The following is a 26,039-nucleotide window of genomic DNA, read 5'->3' on the forward strand; positions in this document are numbered from 1 at the left end:
ACATCAGATAAGTAAAGCGAGGGCGAATAGATATCTGGTCAAAAGAGGCAGGGGGCATACTTCTCTGCGAGAGGCTGCGCCCTAAGCGTAGCTATGCCGCAGGCTTTACGACTGCGCTCAGTACAAGGGGGGCAGGGGGAAAGACTGAGACGGGGCTTTTACTTTGCCCCAGTTCAAGCGTCCTGGAAGAACGGGGCTTCTTTATCGGGTTTTGGGAAAAGGTTAAAGGGGAAGGGTAAAGGCTTTTCTTTGCCTTTACCCCTTCGCCTTATTCTTTTTTACCAGATATCTAATGCAAGCCGGCGCATTAACAATGCAGGGTATTGCCAAATTTCATTTGCGATGGATGAATCGGTGCTGCTGATTAAATATATGGATCTTGGTATAAAGACGTTACAATGCAACTTCTTTATAAGGGTTTTGGAATCACGCAAAATCATTTTCATACCTGAATTCAGCAACGCCAATGAATCAAATGCTGCACTAGTTAAACTCTATAGTCTCAACAAACTCTAAAATACTCTCCTTGATATCTTCAGCTTCTTCTTCAAGGGAATCGGGAGTTTCGCCGTCAAGAAAGCTGTGCTGACTACTAACTATATACAAAAATTCACCACTGATAAAGGTGAGCAGACCCCGATATGCATCTAATCTGATTGCAGTTCCATTATTTTCTTGCTTAGAAATTGTCGAACCTTTGGGCATATCAATTAACACATAATAAGCGCCTCGCAAAGTATTTTCCAGATATTCGGTGTACTCCACAGAAGCATCTGGTACATTGGCAAAAATCGCTTGGGGTACATACTTATCTACTAAAATTGTTTGTAAATATTCTTCTTGTCCAACAGACTCCAGTTCCTCTAACTGTTCTAGAGGGAAAGGATAATAATCGATTCTCAACAAAGTACCGATATCATCAGAAAAGCCAACTACTCCTTCCTGGCTTTGAATTCTACCGCCCTGCTGGGGATCAACCGGAATTGGCACGGTAAAATTACCTAAAGGGGATTGATATGTCTGTTCGCTGAAATCTTCTATGACTACTGTCTCATCATCGTCGTCATCTGCATATTCTTCCTCTTCTGCTTCTTTAAAGGCTGCAATTACCTCCTTAATAATTTCCTCTGCTTCTTCATCTTCCAGGTCTAAGGCTGCTTGTAGCTTTTTGAGGTAGGCTTGTTTTGGTTTGGCGATCGCAAGTTCATCGTCTAAAAGCACTATTACCCCAGCTGCAAAACCATCCAGCACTAATTCTTCTGAGAGAGATACTTTGGCAGCATTAAACAGGGGCCCAATTCCTTCCTCTTCTGCAATGGCTAGGAGTCTATCAACTATTTCGGCGATTTCATCTTCTGAGTATTCCTCGAAAACCTCAAATTCCCAGAGGATACCCGCTAAACTTTCTGCATCTACATCTTCAATCATTGAATCAGCGATCGCAGTGACAGTTGCGATTGCTGCCACCGCTTCCTCTGGACTTAGTGATTCCTCTGATGTCTTTGGTGAGTTAAAAACCTTGTCATACTTAGTCATAATTGCTACCTAAATTAATTCTTCAATAGTAAAAACAGATTGAAAGTGACAATGGTCAGTTTACCAATGGAGCGAATCTTCTAGAGAAAAAGTTGCCTAATAGGTGGTTTACTCAGTATTGCTCAGGTGTCACCAAATCTTGTTGACAGCTAATCTCCAAGAAGTTGAGATGTTCTAAAATCTGTTGTCGAATATACACTTAAACACGAGTTAGGCTCAATTTTTACCGCAGGTCAGCTTAATTAAATATTGTAAATTTTTGTTATTAAGTAATTATCGTTAATAAATGCTATATGTTCCTTTATTTTTATCCTCTAGCAGATGAATTATATCTACCGATAGAATTATAAACTAGCTAGCGATAGATACCTATACCGTGAGCAGGATGTCACAATACCGATGTCTGTAGCGACACACAACACCCAGGGCGTTTGTACTGTTAGTTCTACAAATGCAAATTACATAAAATTTTGAGTTTTTTATGGTAAAAACCCCTCCATCTCAGTTTTCCCCAGATCAATACAAAGTTGATTCTGCACAAGAAAAAGTAAACGCTATTATAGAAACGCCACCATCAGAAACTGAGATTGACCTAGAGTTTCTTTACACCAGAGATATTGAATTTCGTCAGGAAACTATTTACTTTCTGGTGGTAGATCGCTTTTATGATGGCGATCCAGATAACAGCGAAGGTGAAAATTCAGAACTCTACGATCCCAATAGACAAGAATGGGGTAAGTACTGGGGTGGTGACTTGCAAGGTGTCATCGATAAATTAGATTATCTCAAAAATATGGGAGTTACCGCCCTTTGGCTAACTCCACTATTCGAGCAAGTAGAAGAGTTATTTATTAGCAATGCGGCGATGCATGGCTATTGGACAAAAGACTTTAAACGGATTAATCCTCGCTACATTGCTGATGGAGAAAACCCTTCTTTAAATGCTACCCAAGAAGAAAAAAATACGACCTTTGATCGGTTAGTTACAGAACTGCACAAGCGGAATATGAAGTTGGTGCTGGATATTGTCTGCAACCATAGCAGTCCTGATACTAGTGGTAGTAAAGGTGAATTGTATGATGATGGCGTTAAAATTGCTGATTTCAATGATGATGTCAATCATTGGTATCACCACTATGGCGAAGTGCAAAACTGGGAAGACGATTGGCAAGTACAGAATTGTGAACTAGCAGGTCTTGCAACCTTCAATGAAAATAATACAGAATATCGGCAGTATATTAAGTCAGCAATTAAACAATGGCTAGACCGGGGTGTGGATGCACTGCGGGTTGATACTGTCAAGCACATGCCGATTTGGTTTTGGCAAGAATTCACTGGCGAGATGACCAATCACAAACCAGATGTATTTATTTTTGGTGAATGGATTTATAGTAATCCGAGTGACGATCGCTCGGTGGAATTTGCCAATCATTCAGGCATGACACTTCTAGACTTTGGGCTATGTGTGGCAATTCGAGCCGCATTGGGCCAAGGTTCAGAAATGGGATTCCAAACAATTCAATACATTTTTGACCAGGATTATCGCTATAGCGGGGCAACAGAGTTAGTTACCTTCATCGATAACCATGATATGTGCCGCTTCCAATCGCTGAATCCAGATCCAGCGATGTTGAAGGTTGCGATCGCCCTAATTATGACATCTCGCGGTATTCCCTGTATATATTACGGCACAGAACAGTATTTACATAACGATACTGATGGCGGTAATGACCCATATAATCGCCCGATGATGGAAAATTGGGATACTGATAGTGAGGTTTATCGTTGTATTAGATTGCTGTCTGGTTTACGGCGGCTAAATCCTGCTGTGTCAATGGGTAGCCATTGGCAGAAATACTTGACCGCCGATATCTACTGTTATGTCCGCCGCTATCGTGATTCTCTGTGTTTTGTAGCTTTAAACCGGGGAGGGGAAGTTATTCTCCCAGAAGTAGAAACAGAATTGCCCGATGGCGAGCATACTTGCGTAGTGACTCGCAATAAGTATGAAGTAAAAGACGGCAAGATTTATAACCTTGTATTAGAAGAACGGGGAGTGCTTGTTTTCAGCCACGTTGGGGAACGGATCAAAGCACAGACAATTGTGCGCGTTCAACTCAATGGTGTGGATACCCAACCCGGTGAAATCATTGTGGTGACAGGAGATTGCCCAGAGTTGGGTAACTGGGATATCAGCAAAGCATATCCTTTGGAGTATATCAACTCAAATACTTGGTCTGCTGAGATTCCCTTTGATGAAAGCACTGGTAAGCTAATTGCTTATAAATATGCCATGTGGCGCGAAGGGCGATCGCCTCTGCGGGAAAATTTGGTCAATCGTCGCTGGGTGATTGCCAAAGAAGGTACCGTTAAATGGCGCGATACTTGGGCATCGGGAAGAGAATCGTAGAAATTTCAAATCAACAATGAAGTGTAAAGGAGCAAAATTTTGATTCTTTACACTTCATTATTTGTGAATTAATAGCGCTTCTTGAGCTTTATGGTTTCGTCTTTGGCTTTCTCAGAGAGTAGCCATAATCCGGTTTGGATAAGGATTCTTTACTTACCTTGTAGTTTCAGAAAAGGGGAAGGGGTAAAGTTTGAATTACCCTTTACCCCTTCCCCTTTCCCCCTTAACCAAACCGTATTGAGAGTAGCCGCTATAAATTTATGTATGCAATGCTCTAATTTCTAAATGCTTTTTCAATATATTTTAGTTTGCAGTGATCTAGATCACACCATTTTATGAGTAAGAATAGATAGTATCAAGCACATAAACACCTTAAAACTGTCAAAGGCAGGAGCTAAAAAGCTCTACCTCTTACAGGTTAAAAGAATAGATGATACCTGTATAAGTACTAAAATCACCAGTTTTTAATTCTTACCAAGTCATCTAAAAAAATGAGAACAAGGTAAATGGTGATGTTTGAACTCTTGCTAAAAAATCAATTAAGCGCTCCCAAAAAAGTAAAATTTAAAAATGAGATTTTGGCACGAGTTCAAGAACAAAAGTCAGGAACTTCAAATGACGAAATAAAATTTTATAAAACTGAATTACTTCCCTATTTTATAAAATTGAGCCAACACAATCCTGTTTTCAGTGTTACGGAACAATTACGCCTTTTGGTAGGTGTTTGGACACCAATATGGTCTACCATATCATTTCATGAAAGTTTACCGAGAAGAATACAAGAACAGTCGTTTCAAATTTTCCAGCATGATGGTTACTGTGCCAGTGTTGCTCGCTATATAATGGGGAAAGAGCCATATTTATCCCAGAGTTTTCACTCAAGATTACCCGCTTATGATTTCATGGTAATCCAAAAATATGGAGTTCAAAATGGTAAATGGTATCTTCAAAATATTGATAGATTTCAGGCTTTTAAAAATAGAGAAATTCCTCTAAATTTAGAATCAGTCTGCACCTGGTTTACTGATGTGCTTAACACTAAAGTCAAACGGAATGCGTCAAAATTGGCTTTATCGAAAGCTCTCGAATTAGAAAATATAGAGATAAATCATACAAATTATTTAAGAAAAACATCCTTAGCACCTTCTCAAGTGTTTCAGCATTTATATATAGATAATGACTGGCGACTTGTAAAAACGCAAACAGATGCCTCACATCTACCTAGTTACACAATTTCTGTGAAGAGGTAATAAGAGCTTATTTATAAAGTAAAAATAAAATTACCGTAGTGGTATCGCAAGGCTAAAATAGTGTAATAGCTAAAAAGTCTAATTTATTACTCACCGGGCGACTAAAAGTCGCGGCTACACAGACAAAACCCACCTTCGTGGGTTAAAAACATTGATTTTCTCTTAGTCCACGGAGGTGGACAACTCTTAGAAAGGCACTCGCGTTCGTTTGTGTAGTAGCAAACTCTATTGCCTAAAACTTTTCAAACAACCTCTAAAGACTCTAGGACTAGCCCTTTCAAGGTAACTCGTAAAATCTCTTATTTTTTCTCAGCGAGCTCTGTGCCTCTGCGGTTTAAAAGTATTTTTTCTAACCACGGAGGCGCAGAGGACACAGAGTATAGAGCTTAAAGAGAAATCTATTTACCAAAATTTTTACGCACCTTGAAAGGGCTAGTCTTAGGCTCGTAATAGGAATTTAGTGCCAAAATATTTATAAATAGCCTCTAAGCAATATGAATGAATGGTACAAAGAAGACCTTGCATTTATTCATGACGACGGTTTCCGTGACTTCGCTCTCAAATCTGCTCCTGGCATCTTAGAAATCCTCGCTCAAAACAAAATACATGATGGATTAGTGGTTGACTTGGGTTGTGGTAGCGGGTTATGGGCAGAAGAACTCACTAAGGCTCATTATCGTGTTCTCGGAGTTGATATTTCTGAGTCGATGATTAATATTGCACGAACAAGAGTCCCAGATGCTGAATTTCGGATCGATTCACTATTCAAAACAGATATTCCGCCATGCAATGCTGTCACCTCCATTAGTGAATGTATCAGCTATCTGTTTGATCGAGACAACGATCGCCAAATTCTTGTTCAGCTTTTCCAGCGCATATATAATGCCTTAACTCCTGGGGGTGTATTCATCTTCGACATTGCCGAAAAAGGACAAGTTGCACAAGGTACTACAACTAAGGGTTTCACTGAAGGAGAAAGCTGGGTAGTATTAGTTGAAAAATCGGAAGATTGAGAGCAAATAATTTTGACACGCCGAATTATTAGCTTCCGTAAGATGGGGGAACACTACAGACGATCTGACGAAGTACACCACGTGCGATTATACGAAGCAACAGCTATCGCAAGTGAACTCTCTGGCGTTGGCTTCCAAGTTGAAACAACTCGTAGTTATGGTCAATACATTTTGTCGAAGGGTCATGTAGCATTTATTGCACGCAAACCCAGATTGTAAATACCTAAATTACATTCAATATCTAATTTTTTTGTTATGGTGATCCCAAAAGAATTGTTAAGTACTTACGAGGTTCAATAGAATGACTAATCGATTCACTCGTATATTTAAATACAAGCAGTTATAAATAATTTATTTATAAAGTGTATCTATTTAGGTTGGGCAATACGCGCTTCAATATCTTCCAATGTTTGTAACAATAGACTCCTTGCCTGCAATTGCCAACCCCATCTTTGAATTCTGTAAGCTGATACAGTACCAACTATAGCTGCTAACAAACAGATAGGTTGATTTAAAGAAATTCCGAATAACAAACCCAATCCAGCAATTCCCCAAAATGGTAAGGCTACTGTTTGTCTTTGCTCTTCCACAATTTGAGTAATTATATTAGAAGATTGCTTATTAACTAATAATGCTTCTTTGACTTGTCGTTGTTCAATTGCCGACACTGTTAAACCTATTTTTCGCCGTAGTTTTTCCATTTTGCGGGCATCAGTACTGTACTCAGTTAACTCATCTTCTGCCATTTTTAGCAGTCGTTCTAGTTGTGCCATTGTGTATTGCATCCGGTGTTTTGATACAGCTATTAACCTAAAAAAATGTTAACTTTTATTGACTAAAAGGTTGTATTTAATCGCCAAATTTAAAGTTACACGACAGAATGAAAAATCTAAAATTAAAGATGGGAAAAATATACTAACAGTTACGCACTTACAAATTGAGTATAAATTTAAAAGGTAATTATGACTACAATATCTAAAAACACTTTATCTCCATCTGCTCAAGAGCGATCGCTCATCTTGTGGTTTGATGAAGTTGGTATTGCTGATATCCCGTTAGTTGGTGGTAAAAATGCTTCACTGGGCGAAATGATTCAACAGCTAACGCCTAAAGGGATTAACGTTCCTACCGGATTCGCCACCACTGCTTACGCCTATCGTCATTTCATCAAATCAGCAGGTTTAGAAGCAAAACTACGCAAACTCTTTGCTGACTTGGATGTTGAGGATGTCAAAAATTTACGAGAACGGGGGAAAAAAGCGCGATCGCTATTAATCCACACCCCATTTCCTGTAGAGTTGCGAGAGGCGATCGCTACAGCCTACCAAAGTCTTTGTGAAATATACCATACAGAGACAGATGTTGCAGTCCGTTCTAGCGCCACCGCCGAAGACCTTCCCGATGCTAGTTTTGCCGGACAGCAAGAAACTTACCTCAACGTTGTTGGTGTTGAAGGAGTTTTAGCAGCTTGTCACAAATGCTTTGCTTCCATATTTACCGATCGTGCTATTTCTTATCGCCACACCAAGGGATTTGACCACTTTAGCATTGCTCTGGCTGTGGGCGTGCAAAAAATGGTGCGCTCTGACTTAGCAACCTCTGGGGTAATGTTCTCCATTGATACAGAAACCGGATTTAAGGATGCAGCACTGATTACAGCCGCCTACGGTTTAGGTGAAAATGTTGTCCAGGGGTCTGTAAATCCTGATGAATACTATGTTTTTAAACCAACTTTAAAAGCTGGTTTCCGCCCAATTATTGATAAAAAATTGGGTAGTAAAGAACTGAAAATGATTTATGATGACGGCTCCAAATTTACAAAAAATGTTTCGGTTTCCGCCAGCGAAAGAGGTAAATTTGCCCTGAGTGATGAAGAGATTTTACAGCTAGGAAATTGGACGTGTTTAATTGAAGATCATTATTCTCAAGTCCACGGTATATCTACTCCAATGGATATCGAATGGGCAAAAGATGGCATTACAAACCAACTTTTTATTGTGCAAGCGCGTCCCGAAACCGTCCAGTCGCAGAAGACAGGGAATGTGCTACGGAGTTATCGGTTGGTGTGGGGAAATAGGGAAAAATCTTCCCACTCCTCACTCCATGATTCCCAATCACCCATTCCCCTGGTTACGGGAAGTGCAATTGGAGAAGCTATTAGTCAAGGGAAAGCCCGCCTAATTTTAGATGTTCAGAAACTCGAACAGTTTCAAGTTGGGGAAGTTTTAGTGACAGAGAGAACCGATCCCGATTGGGAACCGATTATGAAACGCGCCAGTGCAATTGTCACCAACTCTGGTGGTAGAACCTGTCATGCAGCAATTATTGCGCGAGAATTGGGTGTCCCTGCGATCGTGGGATGTGGCAATGCTACAGAAATCTTAAAACCTGGTCAAGAGGTAACAATTTCTTGCGCCGAAGGGGAAGAGGGAAAAGTTTATGCAGGCTTATTACCTTTTGAAGTTGAAGAAGTTGCTTTAGAGAACTTACCGCGTACCCATACTCAAATTTTAATGAATGTGGGTAATCCTCAAGAAGCATTAAGTTTATCGGCAATTCCTAACGATGGCGTAGGTTTAGCGCGAACAGAATTTATCATTGCTAACCAAATACAAATTCATCCAATGGCGTTAATTAATTATGAGTTATTAAAAGATGAATTTGCAAAAGCTAAAATTGCTGAAATTACCTCACTTTATGACGATAAACCTCAATATTTTGTAGATAAATTAGCTCAAGGGATAGGTAGAATTGCCGCAGCATTCTATCCCAAACCAGTGATTGTGCGAATGTCAGATTTCAAAAGTAATGAATATGCGAATTTGTTAGGTGGGCGGCAGTTTGAACCCCATGAAGAAAACCCAATGCTGGGTTGGCGAGGAGCAGCACGATACTATGATGAAGGCTACAGAGAAGCTTTTGCCCTAGAATGTCATGCCCTCAAACGAGTACGGGAAGAGATGGGTTTAACAAATGTTATTCCGATGATTCCTTTTTGTCGCACTCCTGATGAAGGGCGGTTGGTTTTGGCAGAGATGGCAAAAAATGGTTTAAAGCAAGGTGTTAACGGGTTGCAGGTTTATGTGATGTGTGAGTTGCCCAGTAATGTAATTCTGGCTGAGGAATTTGCTGAAGTATTTGATGGTTTCTCCATTGGTTCAAATGATTTAACTCAACTGACACTGGGGATAGATAGAGATTCGGCGTTGGTAGCAAGATTGTTTGATGAACGCAGTCCAGCTGTCAAACGAATGGTAAAAATGGTCATAGAAGCGGCGAAAAAATGCGATCGCAAAATCGGCATTTGTGGACAAGCACCCAGTGATTACCCAGAATTTGCTCAGTTTTTGGTTGAACAGGGAATTGACTCAATTAGTCTGAATCCAGATTCGGTTTTAAAGACAATGCTAGAAGTAGCAAAAGCCGAGGGTACTAATTCATAATTCGAGTAATTTATGCCAGCTAGAGACCTGCGGAAAGATTCAGATTTGCAATCGCATAACCAACAGTAGTTGAACTTCTGGATCGCTGCCTGTAATATAGCGATCGCCATATTTAGTTTGTGTAATTGTCTACAAAACTTTTGACTGCTCAACCATAAGTATCTTAGTATTTTGCAGAATGGCTATTTAGTTTAGTCAAAAGCAACATGACAAATTTTTTGGAAACCGAACGCTTGATTATTCGCAGTTGGATACCCGAACGCGATGCCGAACAAGCGTTTGTAATTTATAATGACCCTGAAGTTACGCACTTTCTTGGTAAAGCTTCTCTGGTAACAAGTGTTGAGTCACAGCGTCAGCGTTTGATTGACAACATCGAGCAATGGCACCGACGCAACAATGGTACTGGATCTTGGGCAATTGTCGAAAAGGAAACTACAACAATTGTGGGAACTATCCTTCTTAAACAATTACCCGACAAAGATGGTTTACCCACTCAAGATTATGAGGTAGGCTGGCACTTGAGGCGAGCTTCTTGGGGTAAAGGGTATGCAACAGAAGCAGGACAAGTTATGCTCAATTACGGATTTAATGTTTTGAACTTGCCAGTAATTAATGCCGTAGTGAAGCCAGAAAATCATGCCTCAATCCGTGTAACAGAACGATTGGGTATGAAACCAATAGGGCGGACAAATAAGTATTACGGTATTGAACTACTCCTGTTCCAACTAGATGCACCTGAAGAGTAGAGGGGAGCAGGGAGCAGGGGAAGCAGGGCGAGAAAGAATAACTAATGACTAATGACTAATGACTAAAAAATGGTTCCGAATTGGGCTGTTGGGTATATTTATTCTCTCACTCGCCTTGAGGTTTTGGGGGCTGGAGCGATTCAACACTCTGGTATTTGATGAAGTTTACTTTGCCAAATTTGGTAATAATTATCTCACACATACACCATTTTTTAATGCTCATCCGCCACTGAGCCAATATATGATTGGCATCGGCATTTGGATTGGCAGCCACATTCCTTTTTGGCACGATACGGTAAATGGACTGACGGGTTCATTGCGATCGCCTTGGACTTATCGTTGGTTCAATGCCCTTACTGGCTCATTTATCCCTTTAGTTGTAGCTGCGATCGCTTATCAATTGAGTTATCGCCGTAGCTTTGCAATACTTGCTGGTTTATTTACAGCTTGTGATGGCATTTTTCTAGTCGAATCTCGTTATGCTTTAAGTAATATTTATATTGTCATCTTTGGTTTATTAGGACACTGGTTTTTATTATTAGCATTAGATAACCAAAATCGACGACGTTCATTTTGGTTGATTTTTGCTGGCATTGCTTTTGGTGCGTCAGTCGGTACTAAGTGGAACGGTTTATGGTTCTTATCAGGTGCTTATCTTATTTGGATAGTAGCTTGGGTAATTCACGGAATGCATTCTTTTGCTAATCCCAAACTCTTTTTTACATCCCCCTCATTAGAGGAGGAAGGAGGCAAGAGGCAGAAGGCAGGAGGCAGAATTCAGGAGCCAGAAGTCAGGAGTCAGGAGGTAGGAGTTAGTACTTATTCTCCACCATTTATACCATCTACCTCATCTGAGTCACCACTACAAAACTTGACTCAACTAAATATTTTCCAGATGTTATTTTATCTAGGAATAATTCCAGCTTTTATCTATAGCATCATCTGGATTCCTCACCTTCAGCTAGATAAAACTTATGGATTTATTGCAGTACATCAGCAAATTTTGAAATTTCACTTGCATTTAGGTGGTAATAGTTCGGATGTACATCCTTATTGTGCTGCTTGGTACAAATGGCCTTTGATGATTCGACCAATGGCATATTATTATCAAACGGCTGAAAGTATTACCGAACCATTACCTGTCATGGGGCCACCTTTACCTGCTGGTGCTGGACAAGTTATTTATGATGTCCATGCAATGGGCAATCCCTTTTTGTGGTGGTTTGGTGTTGCTGCTATGTTGTTTTTAGTAGGGATGCTGATATCACAAGCCGTAATTCCTTGGGTGAAAGAAAAGCGTTTTTTAGTACCTGCAACTCTTAGTATTGATACTTGGATTGGTTTGTATTTAGTTATAAATTATGCTGCTAATTTAGCACCTTGGATAAAAGTGACGAGGTGTGTTTTCATATACCATTATATGTGTGCAGTCGTATTTGTATTTTTAGCGATCGCTTGGTTTGTCGATCAGTGTCTTCGCAGCTATTATCAACAACTCCGGACGTTAGGTGTCACCATTACTTTTATTATTCTGGCTGCTTTTATTTTCTGGATGCCCATTTATTTGGGTTTACCCCTCTCCCCTGACGGTTATAAATTGCGGATGTGGTTTAACTCTTGGATTTGATTAAAAGGGGTCTTGGTAAGAATAATGGCTCCTAAACTCATTTCTAAAGTTAACATAGCTACACATATACATGATTGTTTAATCACATGGTTTTCACATTTCTTATCCCTATGTAAGTTTACTGGCTGCTAGACTTTTCAAAGTGTAAGCAGATGAGAGTAAGCCTGCAAAACGCAACATCAGGGCATGGGAAATTAGATACTAAGTAAAAATGCTGAGTGTAAAGTTATTTGTTTTACATTCATCATTATTCAGTTATTCTAGATATTCTAGTTTTGATGCTCCCGGACAACAGAGGAGGATCTTCATGGAAATGAACTTACAATTCCCAGGTATTAATTTAATTAGCTTGAAAGAGGCACCAATTCATATTTCTAGCCAAATTCAGCCTCACGGTGTCCTGTTAGTTTTGGAGGAGCCTGAGCTAAAAATATTACAAGTTAGCACTAATACATTAAAGGTTTTCGGGATTGCGCCCGAAAATATGTTACACAAAAAACTAGAAGATTTACTCGATCCCTTTCAAATAGAGAGAATTAAAACAGGGCTATCTGGGGAAAATCTTGATTTCATCAATCCCACCAAAGTTTGGGTACGAAAAAAAGGTGATGAATACGTAGTATTTGATGCAATATTTCACCGCAATATAGAAGGATTTTTAATTCTGGAATTAGAACCTGCTATTACTCAGGAAAATATTCCATTTTTAAGCTTTTATCATCTGGCTAGAGCCTCTATAAATCAACTAGAAAAAACAGCCAATCTCCGTGACTTTTGTCAAGTTATCGTTCAAGAAGTTCGGAAAATCACGGAATTTGACAGGGTAATGCTATATAAATTCGATGATGATGGGCATGGTTCCGTTATCGCTGAAGAAAAACTAGAAAGCCTAGAACCTTACTTAGGGCTGCATTACCCAGAATCAGATATTCCCAAACCGGCGAGAAAATTATTTGCTGCCAATTCCATCAGAATTATACCTGATGCTTATTCTCAGCCAGTAAAACTTTTTCCTGTCAATAATCCAATTAGCGATCGCCCGATTAATTTAACCAACTCTATTCTCAGAAGTGCTGCTTCCTGTCATACAGAGTACTTGCATAATATGGGTGTTGGTGCCTCGCTGACTATTTCTTTAATTAAAGACCAAAAACTCTGGGGGCTAATTGCTTGCCATCATCAGTCCCCCAAATATGTTTCCTACGAATTGCGTAAAGCTTGCGAATTCTTGGGACGAGTAATATTTGCAGAAATCTCAGCTAGAGAAGAGACAGAAGATTATTATCACCGGATAAATCTGACACACCTTCAATCAATCTTGATTGAATATATGTCTCAAGAAGAAAACTTTATTGATGGTTTAGTTAAAAACCCGCAGCATCTTTTAGATTTGGCTAGCGCTCAAGGTGCAGCTGTCTGTTTTGCGGGAAATTGCACGGTAGTTGGAGAAACACCTAGAGAAGAAGACCTGAATTTTTTAGTCCAATGGCTGAAGAATAATGTTGAAGAAGAAGTCTTCTATACAGACTCTTTGCCACAGATTTATCCAGATGCAGAAAGCTTTAAAAATGTCGCTAGCGGTTTGTTAGCGATTCCCATCGCCAAGCGGACTTATGTTTTGTGGTTCCGACCAGAAGTAATTCAAACTGTAAATTGGGGTGGCGATCCTAATAAGGCGTTTGAAGTTAGCCAGTCAGAAGGAAATGTCCGTCTGTGTCCACGCAAATCATTTGAACTGTGGAAAGAAACGGTTCGCTTAACATCTTTACCTTGGAAAGATGTAGAAGTTAAAGCAGCATTGGAACTGCGGAAAGCAATTGTTAATATTGTGCTGCGTCAAGCCGATGAACTAGCCCAGTTAGCGCAGGATTTAGAACGTTCTAACGCCGAACTGAAAAAGTTTGCCTACGTCGCCTCCCATGACTTGCAAGAACCACTCAATCAAGTTGTGAATTATGTGCAACTGTTGGAGATGCGGTATAGCGAAGAACTTGACGAAGATGCCCAGGAGTTTATTAGCTACGCTGTGCAGGGAGTTAGCCTGATGCAGACGTTGATTGATGACGTGCTGGCATACTCGAAAGTGGATATGCAGGCGATCGCATTTCAAATGAACGATGTAGAGACAGCCTTAATGCGAGGGTTGGGCAATTTACGTCAACGCATTAATGAAACTGGGGCTACTATCACCCACGACCCCTTACCAACAGTGATGGCTGACAGCACCCAACTGATGCAGCTATTCCAAAACCTCATCGGTAACGCCATTAAATTCCACAGTGACCAGCCGCCACAAATCCATGTGGGAGCAGAAAGGATAGAAGACGCATGGTTGTTCTCAGTACGGGATAATGGAATTGGCATTGACCCAAAATTTAGCGATCGCATATTCGTAATCTTTCAGCGCTTACATACGCGGGATGAATATACTGGTACAGGGATGGGTTTAGCCATCTGTAAGAAGATTGTTGAATGTCACCGGGGGCGAATCTGGGTAGAGTCAGAACTGGGTCAGGGCGCAACCTTCTACTTTACGATTCCAGTTGGAGGACGCGAACTTGAGCGTAGAAACGGGAGAAAAACACAAAACCATCTTTTTGGTCGAGGACAATAAAGCTGACATTCGCTTAATCCAAGAAGCGTTAAAAAATAGTTCAGTGCCCTACCAAGTGGTAACGGTCAGGGATGGTATAGATGCTATGGCTTATTTACGCCAAGAAGGTGAATATGCTGATGCACCTCGCCCTGACCTTATTCTGCTGGATTTGAATTTGCCTAAAAAAGATGGTCGAGAAGTGCTGGCGGAAATAAAAGCCGACCCACTACTAAAACGTATTCCAGTTGTTGTGTTAACAACCTCAAAAAATGAGGATGACATTTTTCACAGCTACGATTTACATGTGAATTGCTATATCACTAAATCTCGCAACCTGAACCAATTATTTCAAATCGTCAAGAGTATCGAAGATTTTTGGCTCTCTACTGTGACGCTACCATCAGAGTGAGGCAGGGGGTAGGGGAGGCAGGGGAGACAAGGGGACAAAGGGACAAGGTGACAAATGACAAATGACTAATGACAAATGACAAATAACTAATGACAAGATAGAGGAGCAATAGGGGGTGAAACCCGAAGATTATGGTTGTGAGCTACTCAGTAAAAATCTTGTTAATTGAGGATAACCTAGCTTCTGCTAGGTTGTTACAAGAGTTTCTAGCACAAGCCCAGTCCCAAGAGTTTACTCTGGTTCATGTGACGCGATTGGGGGAAGCAATTCAGGAACTAAGCCGATGTAATTATGATGTTATTTTATTAGATTTAACTCTACCTGACAGCCAAGGATTGTCATCTCTACCTCCTCTGATTGGTCAAGCACCAAGTGTACCGATTGTTGTCTTAACCAATACAAATGATGAAGAACTGGCAATTGAGGCAGTGCGGCAGGGGGCACAAGATTATCTAGTCAAGCGACAGGTAAATGTAGATGTGTTAGTGCGATCGCTGCGTTATGCGATCGAGCGCAAGCAGGTTTTAGAATCATTACGCACAGTCAATGAGACATTACAAACCCGGGTTGAAGAACGAACTGCGGAACTGGTGAAGGCCAATGAACTCAACCAGTTCAAATCTGAATTTGTCTCGATGCTTTCCCATGACATCCGCAATCCTTTAAATACTATTCTCTTGGCTGCTGGATTGCTACAAAACCAAGATGAAAGATTGACCAAAGAGAAAAAACTGAATCATTTGCAAATGATTCGCTCGGCGATCAAAAATATGGCAAAGCTATTGGATGAAGTTACATTCATTGGGAAAGCTGATTCTGGCAGACTGGGGTATGAACTCATTTGTATAGATTTAGAAGCTTTTTGCCGCCAAATGGTCGAAGAAGTTCGATTAATGGCAAGTGATAAGCATCTGACTTTGGTGTTTGCCAGTTGTGGGCAATTAGACGAGGCATTATGGGATGAAAGCTTGCTGCGGCATATTTTAGGCAATTTACTGAGCAATGCGATTAAGTATTCACTACCGGGCGGTATAGTGCGTTTTGAATTAATTGGTCAGGAAAAAACAGTAATTTTCCGAATTCAAGATTCGGGAATTGGAATTCCTCAAGAAGACCAAAAACGGCTGTTTCAGCCTTTCCAACGTGCCGACAATGTTGGAACCATTCCAGGTACTGGCTTGGGACTAGCGATCGTCAAAAAATGTGTCGATGCATACGGAGGCGAGATTATAGTCAACAGTCAAGTTGAAGTAGGTACAACCTTTACTGTCACCCTTCCTTTACTAGAAGCTTAAGCATCTAGGTTAAGTGGATTAGGTTCAATTCTATACATTTAAAGAATGTAGCAAAGTTTCCCCCAAAAAAATTGCTTGTTAGGGACTTCCAGAAATTAAATTATTCAATTTTGGGAGCGACGATAATCACTAAATTCTTCCTCTCCTGCAACGCCAGCGCCCCCTGCTTCCCCTGCTCGCCAAAGCGATGGGATGTTTTTTTAGTTGGAAGTCCCTTACTATCCCTCATTCACAACTTCTCGTCTGACAAACAAAGCCCGATAAACAGGTTCACCCTTTTTTTGTGTGCCTATTTCCCGTTCTGTGGGCACTGGTAGCGGGTTTTCTGCTAACCATTCTTCTGTTCCAACTTTCTGATAAGCTGGGTGGGCAGCGAAGCGATCGCGCATTTCCACCGCGATAAATTCCATATCTGACTGCACAAACACAACCCCCCCAACCGCCAGATAACTGGCTAACTCCGCCACTAATTCTGGTTGCACCACACGGCGTTTAGCATGGCGGGTTTTAAACCAAGGATCGGGAAATTGAATTGTAACGCGCTGTAAACTTCCTGGAGGAAGGGAAGATAAAAGGGAGTGCAGTGAGTTATTCACATTGCAAAATAAGTAGTGCAGATTTGTTAAAGCCAACTCAGAACGTAACTTATTCGCCTCCACTACCAACGGTTCTCGAATTTCTAAGCCGAGATAATTCCAATTGGGTTCGATGCTGGCCATATTTAACAAAAATTGTCCTTTAGCGCAGCCAATATCTAAATGTAGTGGTTGATTTGGCTTTGCATAAATTTTTTCAAAGTCTTGGGGACTTGCTGGTGTTTGATACTTGTTAGCAAGTGGATTCACATGCTGGCGGACTCGAACTGCTGCCAAAATTTCCTCTCCTTTACGTCAAAATATCCTGTGGTGTGTGCGATCGCCATCAGTTGGGTTTGTTAAAAAAATGTACTAATGGTGAAACTTATTTTAGATTGATGAACTATCACAAACGTTTTAAATTGTACTAAATCAGGAAACAATTGCTCCCTGTCAAGCAAACATGATTTGTGATCTACCCACGCTTCTCTCCATTGTAAGTGTGGGCTTTTGATTTCATCAACAACAGCCTTTCCACCTTGAGGTTTATTAGTTTTAAATTGCTATCAATACAGCAAGAACGGGGTACTTAGCATTGCGTTCATATTTTTGCTCAGAATTCCCAGCCTTCTTTATTTTCTTATAAATTTAAAACCTATAATTTGTCTTATCTATAATGAATTAATTTACTCAGTTTAATTTTACCAGCATGGCAAATAAAATTCATCTTAATAAACTTGCAGAGGGAGTTACAGCTTGGAATGACTGGCGAGCAGCAAATCCAAATATAGATGTGGATCTTAGTGGAGTTTATCTGGTTTATGAAATATCTATAAGAAACCAAAAAAAGGCTTGGAGGCTTCTTACACCCTTCATATCTTTGTTGGTTACTCTTTTTCTTGTACATACTAATGTGACAGAGCATTTAATATATCTTTTTGAAAACAACCCATTATTGAAAATAAATTTATCTGCTTGGGAAGAATTAGTATTGTATACAATAATTCGTTTGTCTTTGTTTTTCATTATTATGCTTACCTTGTTTACTGGTTTGGAATTAATGTTAAATTATTCCAAAGGAAAACTAAACTTAATAAATATAGATATGAATAAAGTAAATTTATATGGAACCGACTTAAAAGGAGTTGATTTTAGGTATGCCGATTTAAGATATGCAGATTTAAGAAATGCAAATTTGAGTTATTTGGAAGCAATTGGTGCAGATTTTGACTATGCTAATTTTACTGGAGCGTGTATAGAGAGTTGGAATATTGATTCTTCTACTAATCTAAATAATGTAAAATGTGATTATATTTATTACCAGTTTAATTATGAACTGGATAAGTTTAACCAGCGTCGTCCCATAGACATAAATAGTATTTTTGCGCCTAATGAGTTTACAGAACGCATTAAAGTTATTGAAAAAGCATTAGAAACCATTGATTTAACTTTTACAGATGGTATTGATTGGAAAGCATTTTTCAAATCATTTAACGAATTACGTCAGCAATATCCTGAACACAACATTGATATTCAAGGAATTGAACGTAAAAGTAACACGTTAATTGTCCGATTAGATGTGAATGTTGAATCAGTCATTAATACTGTTGTAATTAAAGGTGCTATTGAAACTGGTTTCAAAGAGTTTTATGAAATTAATGTTAAGTTTTTAGAAGATAAATATCGGAGAGACCTTCAAGCTAAAGATGATGATATTAATTTTTACCGTCAGCAAAGTATGGAGATATTAGAAATTATTAAGCAGCAAGTAACAAGACCTATCAATGTGGAGAAAATTATGTCAGACACATATAACAATAATTTCCATAAACCAAATATTAGCAATTTTGCTAACAAAATGGAAGATAATGCACGGCAACAAGCAAACCAAAACATCTACACATCTGAGCAAAAACAAACTCTTGCTGATGTATCTACTGAAATACAGCAGCTTATAAAACAATTCGAGCAAAATAATCCTACTGCTAATGAAAGTGAGAAGATTGCTTATGTAAATGATGAGACTACTCCTAGCTTGAAGCGTCGAGCTATTGGTGCATTACAGGGATTTAGTGAAACTGCAATCGAAGAGTTTTTTGATAATTCCTATATCAACATTGCTAAAGCAATTATCAAAGGCTGGATCAAGCCGGACTAAATACTGATCCGCAGGTTGGGTGGGAATTAGCAAAACTAACTAATATAACCAATTTTTTGGTTCTGCGGTCGCTTCACCTAACCTACCATTAGAAGCGATCAAACTACAACTTAGATCAAAGCAAGGAGCATCTACTATACTAAAACGTTTGAGTTAGCTGCTCAGGCAAAAGAAGGCAATATTATGCTAGAATTGTACCAAATTATGGCAATTATTCAAGAGCAATTTAGAATAATTTTGCGCTTTGTTGAGTAAACAAGCTAAAATCTACGATTTTTGGAGATTTTTAGGTTATGACAACCTCACAGGAGAGGATTATCCCGATAGATTTGCGAACCGAAATGTCGCAGTCTTATCTGGAATACGCCATGAGCGTGATAGTGGGTCGGGCGTTGCCAGATGCCAGGGATGGACTCAAACCTGTGCATCGCCGCATTCTCTACGCAATGCACGAGCTAGGTCTGCTCCACGATCGCCCCTTTAAGAAATGCGCCCGTGTAGTGGGGGAAGTGTTGGGTAAATACCACCCCCACGGCGACACAGCAGTATATGATGCCTTGGTGCGGATGGCGCAGGATTTTTCCATGCGATCGCCCCTAGTTAACGGACATGGTAACTTCGGTTCGGTAGACAATGATCCGCCAGCCGCCATGCGGTACACAGAATGCCGTTTACAAGCTTTAACTAGTGCTGGTTTACTGCACGATATCGAGTATGAAACTGTAGACTTTGCCGATAACTTTGATGGTTCCCAACAAGAACCCACAGTTTTACCCGCACGAATTCCGCAATTATTGCTCAACGGTTCCTCTGGGATTGCCGTGGGTATGGCAACCAACATTCCGCCGCACAATTTGGGCGAATTGATTGATGCTTTGGTGGCTGTAATCCACAATCCAGAAATCACCGATCTCGAATTAATGCAGTATGTCCACGGCCCAGACTTTCCGACTGGGGCGCAAATTTTGGGGACATCTGCCATTCGAGAAGCTTACACTACCGGGCGTGGTTCTATTACCATGCGTGGTGTCGCTAACATTGAAACCGTTGAACAACGGGGACGGCCAGATAGAGAAGCAATTATCATCACCGAATTGCCCTATCAAACCAATAAAGCGGCGTTGATTGAAAAAATCGCTGAAATGGTGAACGAAAAGCGGCTAGAGGGGATTGCAGATATCCGGGATGAGAGCGATCGCGACGGGATGCGAGTTGTCATCGAACTTAAGCGTGATGCTTATCCCCGCGTCGTTCTGAACAACCTCTACAAACAAACGCCACTGCAAGCCAACTTTGGGGCGAACATGCTGGCGTTGGTGAATAGCGAACCCCAAGTACTCACCCTCAAGCAGTTTTTAAGCGTCTTCTTAGATTTCCGCATCGAATCCATTGCTAGACGTACCCGCTACGAACTGCGGAAAGCCGAAGAACGCGATCATCTCCTGCAAGGATTGTTGATTGCCCTATCCCAGTTAGATCCAATTATTGTCTTGATTCGTCATGCGCCCGATGCGCCCACAGCTAAAGGCGAATTAATCACAACTTACGGACTCTCGGAAGTGCAAGCAGATGCGATTTTGCAGATGCAATTGCGGCGATTAACTGCCTTAGAAGCAGACAAAATTCGTTTGGAACACGACGAATTGCAAGCAAAAATTACCGACTTACAAGATATTTTGGCACGCCGGGAGAGAGTGCTAGAAATTATCGAAACTGAAGTCGCGCAACTGAAAACTAACTTTGCCACACCCCGCCGCACGGTGATTTTACCAGGGGAAGGGGAATTAGACGATCGCGACTTAATTGCCAATGAAAAAGCGATAATTCTGGTTACAGAGCAAGGCTACATCAAACGGATGCCAGTTAATACCTTTGAAGCGCAAAGCCGTGCTACCAGAGGTAAAGCCGCAGCCAAGGTGAAAGATGATGATACCATTGAGCATTTTTTGACTTGCTGCGATCACGACAGTATTTTATTCTTTAGTGAGCGTGGAGTTGTTTATTGCCTGAGAGCGTATCAAATTCCAGCGAGTTCGCGTACCAGTCGCGGGACACCTATTGTCCAGATGTTACCGATTCCCAAAGAGGAAAAAATCACCTCGATTGTACCCGTTGACGAGTTTAGCAGCGAAGAATATCTGGTCATGCTCACCAAGGGCGGCAATATTAAGAAAACTGAATTGGCAGCATTTAGTCATATTCGCGCCAATGGTTTGATTGCCATTTCCTTAGAAGAAGGCGACCAACTGCGCTGGGTGCGACGCGCCAGAGTCGAAGACAGTGTAATCATTGGTTCTCGTAACGGGATGGCAATTAACTTCCGGTGCAACCACGAACAACTGCGTCCTTTAAGTAGGGCGACTCGTGGGGTGAAAGCCATGAAACTCAAAAATAAAGATGAACTCGTGGGTATGGATATCCTTCCCGCAGCAATTCTTGAAACTTTGGATATAGTTACAGAAGCCGAAACAGAAGATATCGAAGCAATCGAGACAATCGAAACAGAAGATATCGAAATTACCGAAACTACTGAAGAGTCCGCAGAAGTGCCTAGTACTGGCATTGTTGGCCCTTGGGTGTTGGTAATTACGATGGGAGGATATGGTAAGCGCGTACCCGTTGCTCAGTTCCGACTACAAAATCGTGCTGGTCAGGGTTTAATGGCAACCAAGTTCAAAAACCGCAAAACCAAAGACAAGTTGGCAACCCTACGCATTGTCAACAATGATGATGATGAAATCATGATGGTGACAAATCGCGGTATTATAATCCGTCAAGCGGTAAATGCGATTTCTATCCAATCGCGATCGGCAACTGGAGTCAGAGTACAGCGTTTAGATGAAGATGACGCTATTACCGGAGTAGCAATAGTTCCACCTGATGCTGCCGATGCAGAAGAAGCAGAATAAAAAGCAGGGGGAGAGGTTAACCACCTTACTCCCTTATTTAATCGCCTTAGCTAGCGGCATTTTAATGGGGCTAACCGTAGCCCCAGTAGGTGCATGGTTCCTGGCTTGGATTGCCATAGTTCCTTTATGGGTGCTAGTTGTCACTTCAGCCAAAGGTAAAAATCAATTCCCCCCGGCTTTCCTCTGGGGTATTGGTTTTCACGGTGTCGCCCTATTCTGGATTACCGGAATTCATCCGATGACATGGTTGGGCGTTCCTTGGTTGCCAAGCTTGGTAATCACGCTTTTTTGTTGGGGATTTATCAGTGTCTTGGGTGGGGTATTCCTTACTATTTGGGCGGCTATAATGGTTCGCCTGGGTGGAAAAAAACCGTGGTTACGTGTACTTATTGGTACAGCAGCCTGGTGCGGCTTAGAGAGTCTATGGAGTGCTGGCCCTCTGTGGTGGAGTTCTTTAGCTTACACTCAAAGCCCGCACAATCTCGTAATTGTACATCTGGGGCAACTCTCTGGGCCTAATACTGTGACAGCAGCAATAGTTGCTGTAAATGGGTTAATTGCTGAAGGATGGATGAACCGCAGAGGCACAGAGGGCGCAGAGAAAATTTCCTCCGTGTTCTCTGCGCCTTGGCGGTTCGTTAATAAATACTGGGTCATTGCCACAGGATTATTAATTACCTTACACCTCATCGGTTTTTTCTTATACAGTCGTCCCATCGCCCAACCCCCAGAAGCAGCGTTAAAAGTGGGGATTATTCAAGGTAATATCCCGAACCGACTTTTACGAAGTTCTGAAGGGTTTCGTCGCGCCCAAGAAAATTACACTAATGGGTATTTAACTTTAGCAGACCAAGGTGTAGATGCAGTTCTCACCCCAGAAGGAGCCTTACCTATTTTCCAACGCAACTTGATGCAAACTGCTTTAGTCGCAGCAGTGAAGGAAAAAGGTGTAGTTGCTTGGATTGGGGCTTTTGGCGAACGAGGAGACAGTTATACAATTAGCTTGTTTACTTTTAATAGTAAGGGTGAAATTGTCAGTCGCTACGATAAGTCCAAACTAGTACCTTTGGGAGAATATATTCCCTTTGAAGGAATTTTCGGCGGGTTAATTCAACGCTTGTCGCCTCTGGATGCACACCAAGTTCCCGGTTCAGCAAATCAGATATTTGACACTCCTTTTGGTCGTGCGATCGCTAGTATATGTTACGAATCTGCTTTTCCTGAACAATTCCGCCGTCAAGCTGCGGCGGGTGGGCAATTTATCCTCAGTTCTTCTAACGATGCCCATTACACTGCATCGATGCCATTCCAGCACCATGCACAGGATATCATGCGGGCAATTGAAACCGATCGATGGTCAGCACGGGCAACGAATACCGGATATTCAGCCTTTATAGATCCTCATGGTAGAACCTTGTGGATGTCTGGATATAATACTTACGAAACTCATGTTGAAACAATTTATCGGCGACAGACAAAAACCTTATATGTGCGTTGGAGTGATTGGTTAACACCTTTGCTGTTGGGATTGAGTATCTTAGGGTGGTTTGTGCAGAGAGTGATTAACTAACGCTAATATCAGATCGTAACTACAGTGACATCCACGAGTAATAGTTACCATTTGAATCTCTAAAAGAGGAATTGTGGCATGGAAGACATTCAGCAACGCAAGCTTTTATCAGCCCTAAGCCACGGAGCAATATTTTTTAGCTCTACGATTATCTCCATTGGCATACCGATTGCAATTTTGCTAATTAGTAATGACCCAATTATCAAAAGCAATGCCAAAGAATCACTCAATTTTCACATAAATCTTTATATTTATGCACTTATCTTCGGATTGCTGATTGTTGTGGGAATTGGTATTTTGTTGTTGATTGCTTTGGGTGTAGTCAGTTTTATTATGCCAATTATTGCCATTATCAATGTTCTAAACCATCCGAATGTGTCGTACCGCTATCCGTTTATTTTCCGATTTGTTTAGTTAAAAAGAGTTGTACAGTTGTAGGTTATGTTGAGCAATAGGAAGCCTAATAATTGTCAGAAGTTGGTTTCAGAGAATCAATCAAACCTACACGAGTTAATGTTTTGTTATCTAACTGAACTTTATTACAATGTAGCAAAACTTTCTTAAAGTGACACAAAATGTTAGGTAATTCTCCATTTTGTCTATTGGAAAAAATTATATTTTGCTAGACGATTACTTCTTGATTACACAGATTAAGCTAATTTACAATTATCCATAAGGCTGAAATTTAAATACAGGATTTCATACCAAATTTAAGTTTAAAAAAAGTGTATAAGGGGTAATTTGCAGACTTTCAGGTGTTTTAATAAAGTTATTACCAAAGTCTAGTATAAGCAAAAACATGAAAGGTCTCAGGAAGTTATCCTCAATAGCGTTATTGCTATGTGCCTTTGTGTATCCGCCCTCATTAGCTGAAGCAAAAGATATTTCTTTAAATAATGCTCGCAATGAACAGAGCGCCGCACCAGAAGCTAACCTAATTGGAGATAAAACTGGAGAGCTTTTAATTGCTCAACGGCGGCCAGGACGATACCGAATGATCCGAAGACGGCAGATTATCCGACAGAGGCAGCCCTACGGACGATACCAAAATATCCGACAACGGCAGCCCTACGGACGATACCAAAATATCCGACGACGGGATCAGTTAAGACAACGGCAGATTATCCAACGACGGCAGCCCTACGGACGATATAGCATTATCCGAGGTCGTTATTGAGCCAAGGCTGATACAACTAACTAATGGTTAGTGGTTGGTGGTTAAACCACTAACCACTAGACTTCTTGCATAAGTCGGGAAAAGGGGAAAGGGGAAAAAGTTCTGTATTGTTCCCTTCCCCTTTAACCTTTACCCTTTGCCCCCCTCTTGCAAAAAGCCCTTTTGCAAGAGGTCTACTAATTATGGTTATCTTTTAATGGCTTGCTACTACCTCTCCTTCAAGGCGAACTAGTCGGTCTGCCAAAAGTTTTTCAAGGTCTTCTAATGCCTTGGTGAAACCTTTGATGCCCTCGTCTAGTTTGTCAGTTGCCATGCGGTCAGCAGCGTGCATTTTGTCATAGCTAGCTTTGTCAATGGATATCTTTTCGATTGACAAACTTGCTGCCTTGGCGGGGTCAAGTTTACGTGGCAGTTCTGCAACAGTTGACTGCAATTCAGCCAAAAGTGATGGAGAAATTGTCAACAAATCGCTACCTGCAAGTTCAGTTATTTCACCAAGGTTGCGGAAGCTAGCTCCCATAACTTCGGTTTTATAGCCGAATTTCTTGTAGTAGTTGTAGATTTTGGTGACTGACAAAACTCCGGGATCTTCGGTTGCTGGGTAGCTATCGCGTCCGGTATCTTTTTTGTACCAGTCAAGAATCCGACCGACGAAAGGAGAAATTAGGGTAACGCCGGCTTCTGCACAGGCGATCGCTTGGTGAAGACCAAACAACAAGGTAAGGTTACAGTGAATACCTTCTTTTTCAAGAATTTCCGCAGCGCGAATACCTTCCCAAGTGCTGGCGATTTTAATTAAAACGCGATCGCGGCCAATTCCAGCAGCTTTATACTGGGCAATTAAATCCCGTGCTTTAGTCAGAGTAGCTTCGGTATCGTAGGACAAGCGAGCATCTACTTCTGTAGACACACGACCGGGAATAATTTGTAAAATCTTTAATCCAAAAGCAACTGCTAAACGGTCAAAAGCTAGAGAAACTATCTGTGCTTGGGTGGCTCCGTCTCCAGCATCTTTCTTCGCTTGCAGTAAAGTTTGATCGACAATTCCCTGATATTCTGGCATTTGCGCCGCAGCAGTAATCAGAGAAGGATTGGTGGTGGCATCTTGGGGTTTGAACTTTTCAATTGCCTGGATATCCCCCGTATCCGCGACCACAACAGTCACTTCTCGCAATTGTTCTAGTAAATTCTTAGACATAAAAGACTCCGTGATGTTTGTTTAGGATTTACTTATTCCCTAGCGAGTGCTGAGTACTGAGTTAGGAGTAGAAACGCGATTAATCGTGTCTGTACAAGAGTTATTATTCTCTTCCTTATCTTCC

20 protein-coding genes are annotated in these 26,039 nt (G+C 41.0%); 15 read left to right on the forward strand and 5 right to left on the reverse strand.

The annotated features are described in order from the left end of the window. Window positions 1-483: 483 nt before the first annotated feature. On the reverse strand, window positions 484-1,536 hold the full coding sequence (locus NPUN_RS00075) for a tellurite resistance TerB family protein (RefSeq protein WP_012406844.1): 1,053 nt from the start codon (window positions 1,534-1,536) through the stop codon (window positions 484-486). Between the two features lie 481 nt (window positions 1,537-2,017). Between NPUN_RS00075 and NPUN_RS00080 the strand changes: the two genes are divergently transcribed. The 4 genes from NPUN_RS00080 (at window position 2,018) to NPUN_RS42880 (ending at window position 6,428) form a co-directional block, all read left to right on the forward strand. Then, on the forward strand, window positions 2,018-3,946 hold the full coding sequence (locus NPUN_RS00080) for an alpha-amylase family glycosyl hydrolase (RefSeq protein WP_012406845.1): 1,929 nt from the start codon (window positions 2,018-2,020) through the stop codon (window positions 3,944-3,946). Between the two features lie 506 nt (window positions 3,947-4,452). After that, window positions 4,453-5,196, forward strand: a complete 744-nt coding sequence (locus tag NPUN_RS00085; RefSeq protein WP_148220227.1) for a hypothetical protein — start codon at window positions 4,453-4,455, stop codon at window positions 5,194-5,196. Window positions 5,197-5,690: 494 nt separating this feature from the next. After that, window positions 5,691-6,209 carry a class I SAM-dependent DNA methyltransferase gene (locus NPUN_RS00090; RefSeq protein ID WP_012406847.1) on the forward strand — a complete coding sequence of 173 codons (519 nt, stop codon included), beginning with the start codon at window positions 5,691-5,693 and terminating at the stop codon, window positions 6,207-6,209. 12 nt (window positions 6,210-6,221) lie between these two features. Next, window positions 6,222-6,428: a hypothetical protein gene (locus NPUN_RS42880; protein ID WP_234711022.1), complete on the forward strand. Its 207-nt coding sequence runs from the start codon at window positions 6,222-6,224 to the stop codon at window positions 6,426-6,428. A 149-nt stretch (window positions 6,429-6,577) separates the two neighbouring features. On the opposite strand, the gene NPUN_RS00095 is transcribed toward NPUN_RS42880, so the two are convergent. Continuing rightward, window positions 6,578-6,982 (reverse strand): hypothetical protein, encoded by a 405-nt coding sequence (locus NPUN_RS00095; RefSeq protein WP_041565086.1) that lies wholly within the window; start codon window positions 6,980-6,982, stop codon window positions 6,578-6,580. Between the two features lie 189 nt (window positions 6,983-7,171). Here NPUN_RS00095 and ppsA point away from each other — a divergent pair, with 189 nt between their 5' ends. The 6 genes from ppsA (at window position 7,172) to NPUN_RS00125 (ending at window position 16,328) form a co-directional block, all read left to right on the forward strand. Continuing rightward, window positions 7,172-9,652: a phosphoenolpyruvate synthase gene (ppsA, locus tag NPUN_RS00100; RefSeq protein ID WP_012406849.1), complete on the forward strand. Its 2,481-nt coding sequence runs from the start codon at window positions 7,172-7,174 to the stop codon at window positions 9,650-9,652. Window positions 9,653-9,858: 206 nt separating this feature from the next. After that, window positions 9,859-10,401: a GNAT family N-acetyltransferase gene (locus tag NPUN_RS00105; protein WP_012406850.1), complete on the forward strand. Its 543-nt coding sequence runs from the start codon at window positions 9,859-9,861 to the stop codon at window positions 10,399-10,401. A 58-nt stretch (window positions 10,402-10,459) separates the two neighbouring features. Further along, window positions 10,460-12,028, forward strand: coding sequence for a dolichyl-phosphate-mannose--protein mannosyltransferase (locus NPUN_RS00110; RefSeq protein WP_012406851.1), 1,569 nt, complete (start codon window positions 10,460-10,462; stop codon window positions 12,026-12,028). Between the two features lie 307 nt (window positions 12,029-12,335). Continuing rightward, window positions 12,336-14,642: a sensor histidine kinase gene (locus NPUN_RS00115; RefSeq protein ID WP_012406852.1), complete on the forward strand. Its 2,307-nt coding sequence runs from the start codon at window positions 12,336-12,338 to the stop codon at window positions 14,640-14,642. Next, complete coding sequence (locus tag NPUN_RS00120; RefSeq protein ID WP_012406853.1) at window positions 14,587-15,033, forward strand: response regulator; 447 nt, start codon at window positions 14,587-14,589, stop codon at window positions 15,031-15,033. Before NPUN_RS00115 ends, NPUN_RS00120 begins: the two co-directional genes overlap by 56 nt. Window positions 15,034-15,164: 131 nt before the next feature. Next, window positions 15,165-16,328: a hybrid sensor histidine kinase/response regulator gene (locus NPUN_RS00125; protein ID WP_012406854.1), complete on the forward strand. Its 1,164-nt coding sequence runs from the start codon at window positions 15,165-15,167 to the stop codon at window positions 16,326-16,328. Between the two features lie 100 nt (window positions 16,329-16,428). On the opposite strand, the gene NPUN_RS44010 is transcribed toward NPUN_RS00125, so the two are convergent. Continuing rightward, window positions 16,429-16,557, reverse strand: coding sequence for a hypothetical protein (locus tag NPUN_RS44010; protein ID WP_272913950.1), 129 nt, complete (start codon window positions 16,555-16,557; stop codon window positions 16,429-16,431). Further along, the gene (gene trmB / locus NPUN_RS00130; protein WP_012406855.1) at window positions 16,547-17,200 is read right to left on the reverse strand and encodes a tRNA (guanosine(46)-N7)-methyltransferase TrmB; all 654 of its coding nucleotides are present in this window, start codon (window positions 17,198-17,200) and stop codon (window positions 16,547-16,549) included. Before trmB ends, NPUN_RS44010 begins: the two co-directional genes overlap by 11 nt. Before the next feature lie 412 nt (window positions 17,201-17,612). On the opposite strand from trmB, the gene NPUN_RS00135 reads away from it, so the two are divergent. From NPUN_RS00135 to NPUN_RS00155, 5 genes are all read left to right on the forward strand, one after another. Further along, on the forward strand, window positions 17,613-19,061 hold the full coding sequence (locus NPUN_RS00135) for a pentapeptide repeat-containing protein (RefSeq protein ID WP_012406856.1): 1,449 nt from the start codon (window positions 17,613-17,615) through the stop codon (window positions 19,059-19,061). Window positions 19,062-19,354: 293 nt separating this feature from the next. Beyond that, window positions 19,355-21,970 carry a DNA topoisomerase (ATP-hydrolyzing) subunit A gene (gene gyrA, locus NPUN_RS00140; protein ID WP_012406857.1) on the forward strand — a complete coding sequence of 872 codons (2,616 nt, stop codon included), beginning with the start codon at window positions 19,355-19,357 and terminating at the stop codon, window positions 21,968-21,970. Then, on the forward strand, window positions 21,951-23,540 hold the full coding sequence (gene lnt, locus NPUN_RS00145) for an apolipoprotein N-acyltransferase (protein WP_041565087.1): 1,590 nt from the start codon (window positions 21,951-21,953) through the stop codon (window positions 23,538-23,540). Before gyrA ends, lnt begins: the two co-directional genes overlap by 20 nt. A gap of 78 nt (window positions 23,541-23,618) precedes the next feature. Beyond that, on the forward strand, window positions 23,619-23,954 hold the full coding sequence (locus tag NPUN_RS00150; protein ID WP_012406859.1) for a DUF4870 domain-containing protein: 336 nt from the start codon (window positions 23,619-23,621) through the stop codon (window positions 23,952-23,954). 385 nt (window positions 23,955-24,339) lie between these two features. Further along, complete coding sequence (locus NPUN_RS00155) at window positions 24,340-24,717, forward strand: hypothetical protein (RefSeq protein WP_041565088.1); 378 nt, start codon at window positions 24,340-24,342, stop codon at window positions 24,715-24,717. Between the two features lie 193 nt (window positions 24,718-24,910). On the opposite strand, the gene NPUN_RS00160 is transcribed toward NPUN_RS00155, so the two are convergent. After that, window positions 24,911-25,915, reverse strand: a complete 1,005-nt coding sequence (locus NPUN_RS00160; RefSeq protein ID WP_012406860.1) for a transaldolase — start codon at window positions 25,913-25,915, stop codon at window positions 24,911-24,913. Between the last annotated feature and the right edge of the window lie 124 nt (window positions 25,916-26,039).

The organism is Nostoc punctiforme PCC 73102 (assembly GCF_000020025.1).
Lineage (GTDB): Bacteria > Cyanobacteriota > Cyanobacteriia > Cyanobacteriales > Nostocaceae > Nostoc > Nostoc punctiforme.

Bases quoted from the DNA above. Each gene is read 5' to 3' on its own strand.
- NPUN_RS00135 (WP_012406856.1), top strand. From the start codon at position 17,613: ATGGCAAATAAAATTCATCTTAATAAACTTGCAGAGGGAGTTACAGCT.
- NPUN_RS00125 (WP_012406854.1), top strand. From the start codon at position 15,165: ATGGTTGTGAGCTACTCAGTAAAAATCTTGTTAATTGAGGATAACCTA.
- NPUN_RS00095 (WP_041565086.1), bottom strand. From the start codon at position 6,982: ATGGCACAACTAGAACGACTGCTAAAAATGGCAGAAGATGAGTTAACT.
- NPUN_RS00075 (WP_012406844.1), bottom strand. From the start codon at position 1,536: ATGACTAAGTATGACAAGGTTTTTAACTCACCAAAGACATCAGAGGAA.
- NPUN_RS00155 (WP_041565088.1), top strand. From the start codon at position 24,340: ATGAAAGGTCTCAGGAAGTTATCCTCAATAGCGTTATTGCTATGTGCC.
- NPUN_RS00150 (WP_012406859.1), top strand. From the start codon at position 23,619: ATGGAAGACATTCAGCAACGCAAGCTTTTATCAGCCCTAAGCCACGGA.
- ppsA (WP_012406849.1), top strand. From the start codon at position 7,172: ATGACTACAATATCTAAAAACACTTTATCTCCATCTGCTCAAGAGCGA.
- NPUN_RS00105 (WP_012406850.1), top strand. From the start codon at position 9,859: ATGACAAATTTTTTGGAAACCGAACGCTTGATTATTCGCAGTTGGATA.
- lnt (WP_041565087.1), top strand. From the start codon at position 21,951: ATGCAGAAGAAGCAGAATAAAAAGCAGGGGGAGAGGTTAACCACCTTA.
- NPUN_RS00160 (WP_012406860.1), bottom strand. From the start codon at position 25,915: ATGTCTAAGAATTTACTAGAACAATTGCGAGAAGTGACTGTTGTGGTC.
- NPUN_RS00085 (WP_148220227.1), top strand. From the start codon at position 4,453: ATGGTGATGTTTGAACTCTTGCTAAAAAATCAATTAAGCGCTCCCAAA.
- gyrA (WP_012406857.1), top strand. From the start codon at position 19,355: ATGACAACCTCACAGGAGAGGATTATCCCGATAGATTTGCGAACCGAA.
- NPUN_RS00110 (WP_012406851.1), top strand. From the start codon at position 10,460: ATGACTAAAAAATGGTTCCGAATTGGGCTGTTGGGTATATTTATTCTC.
- NPUN_RS00080 (WP_012406845.1), top strand. From the start codon at position 2,018: ATGGTAAAAACCCCTCCATCTCAGTTTTCCCCAGATCAATACAAAGTT.
- NPUN_RS44010 (WP_272913950.1), bottom strand. From the start codon at position 16,557: ATGAGGGATAGTAAGGGACTTCCAACTAAAAAAACATCCCATCGCTTT.
- NPUN_RS00115 (WP_012406852.1), top strand. From the start codon at position 12,336: ATGGAAATGAACTTACAATTCCCAGGTATTAATTTAATTAGCTTGAAA.
- NPUN_RS00090 (WP_012406847.1), top strand. From the start codon at position 5,691: ATGAATGAATGGTACAAAGAAGACCTTGCATTTATTCATGACGACGGT.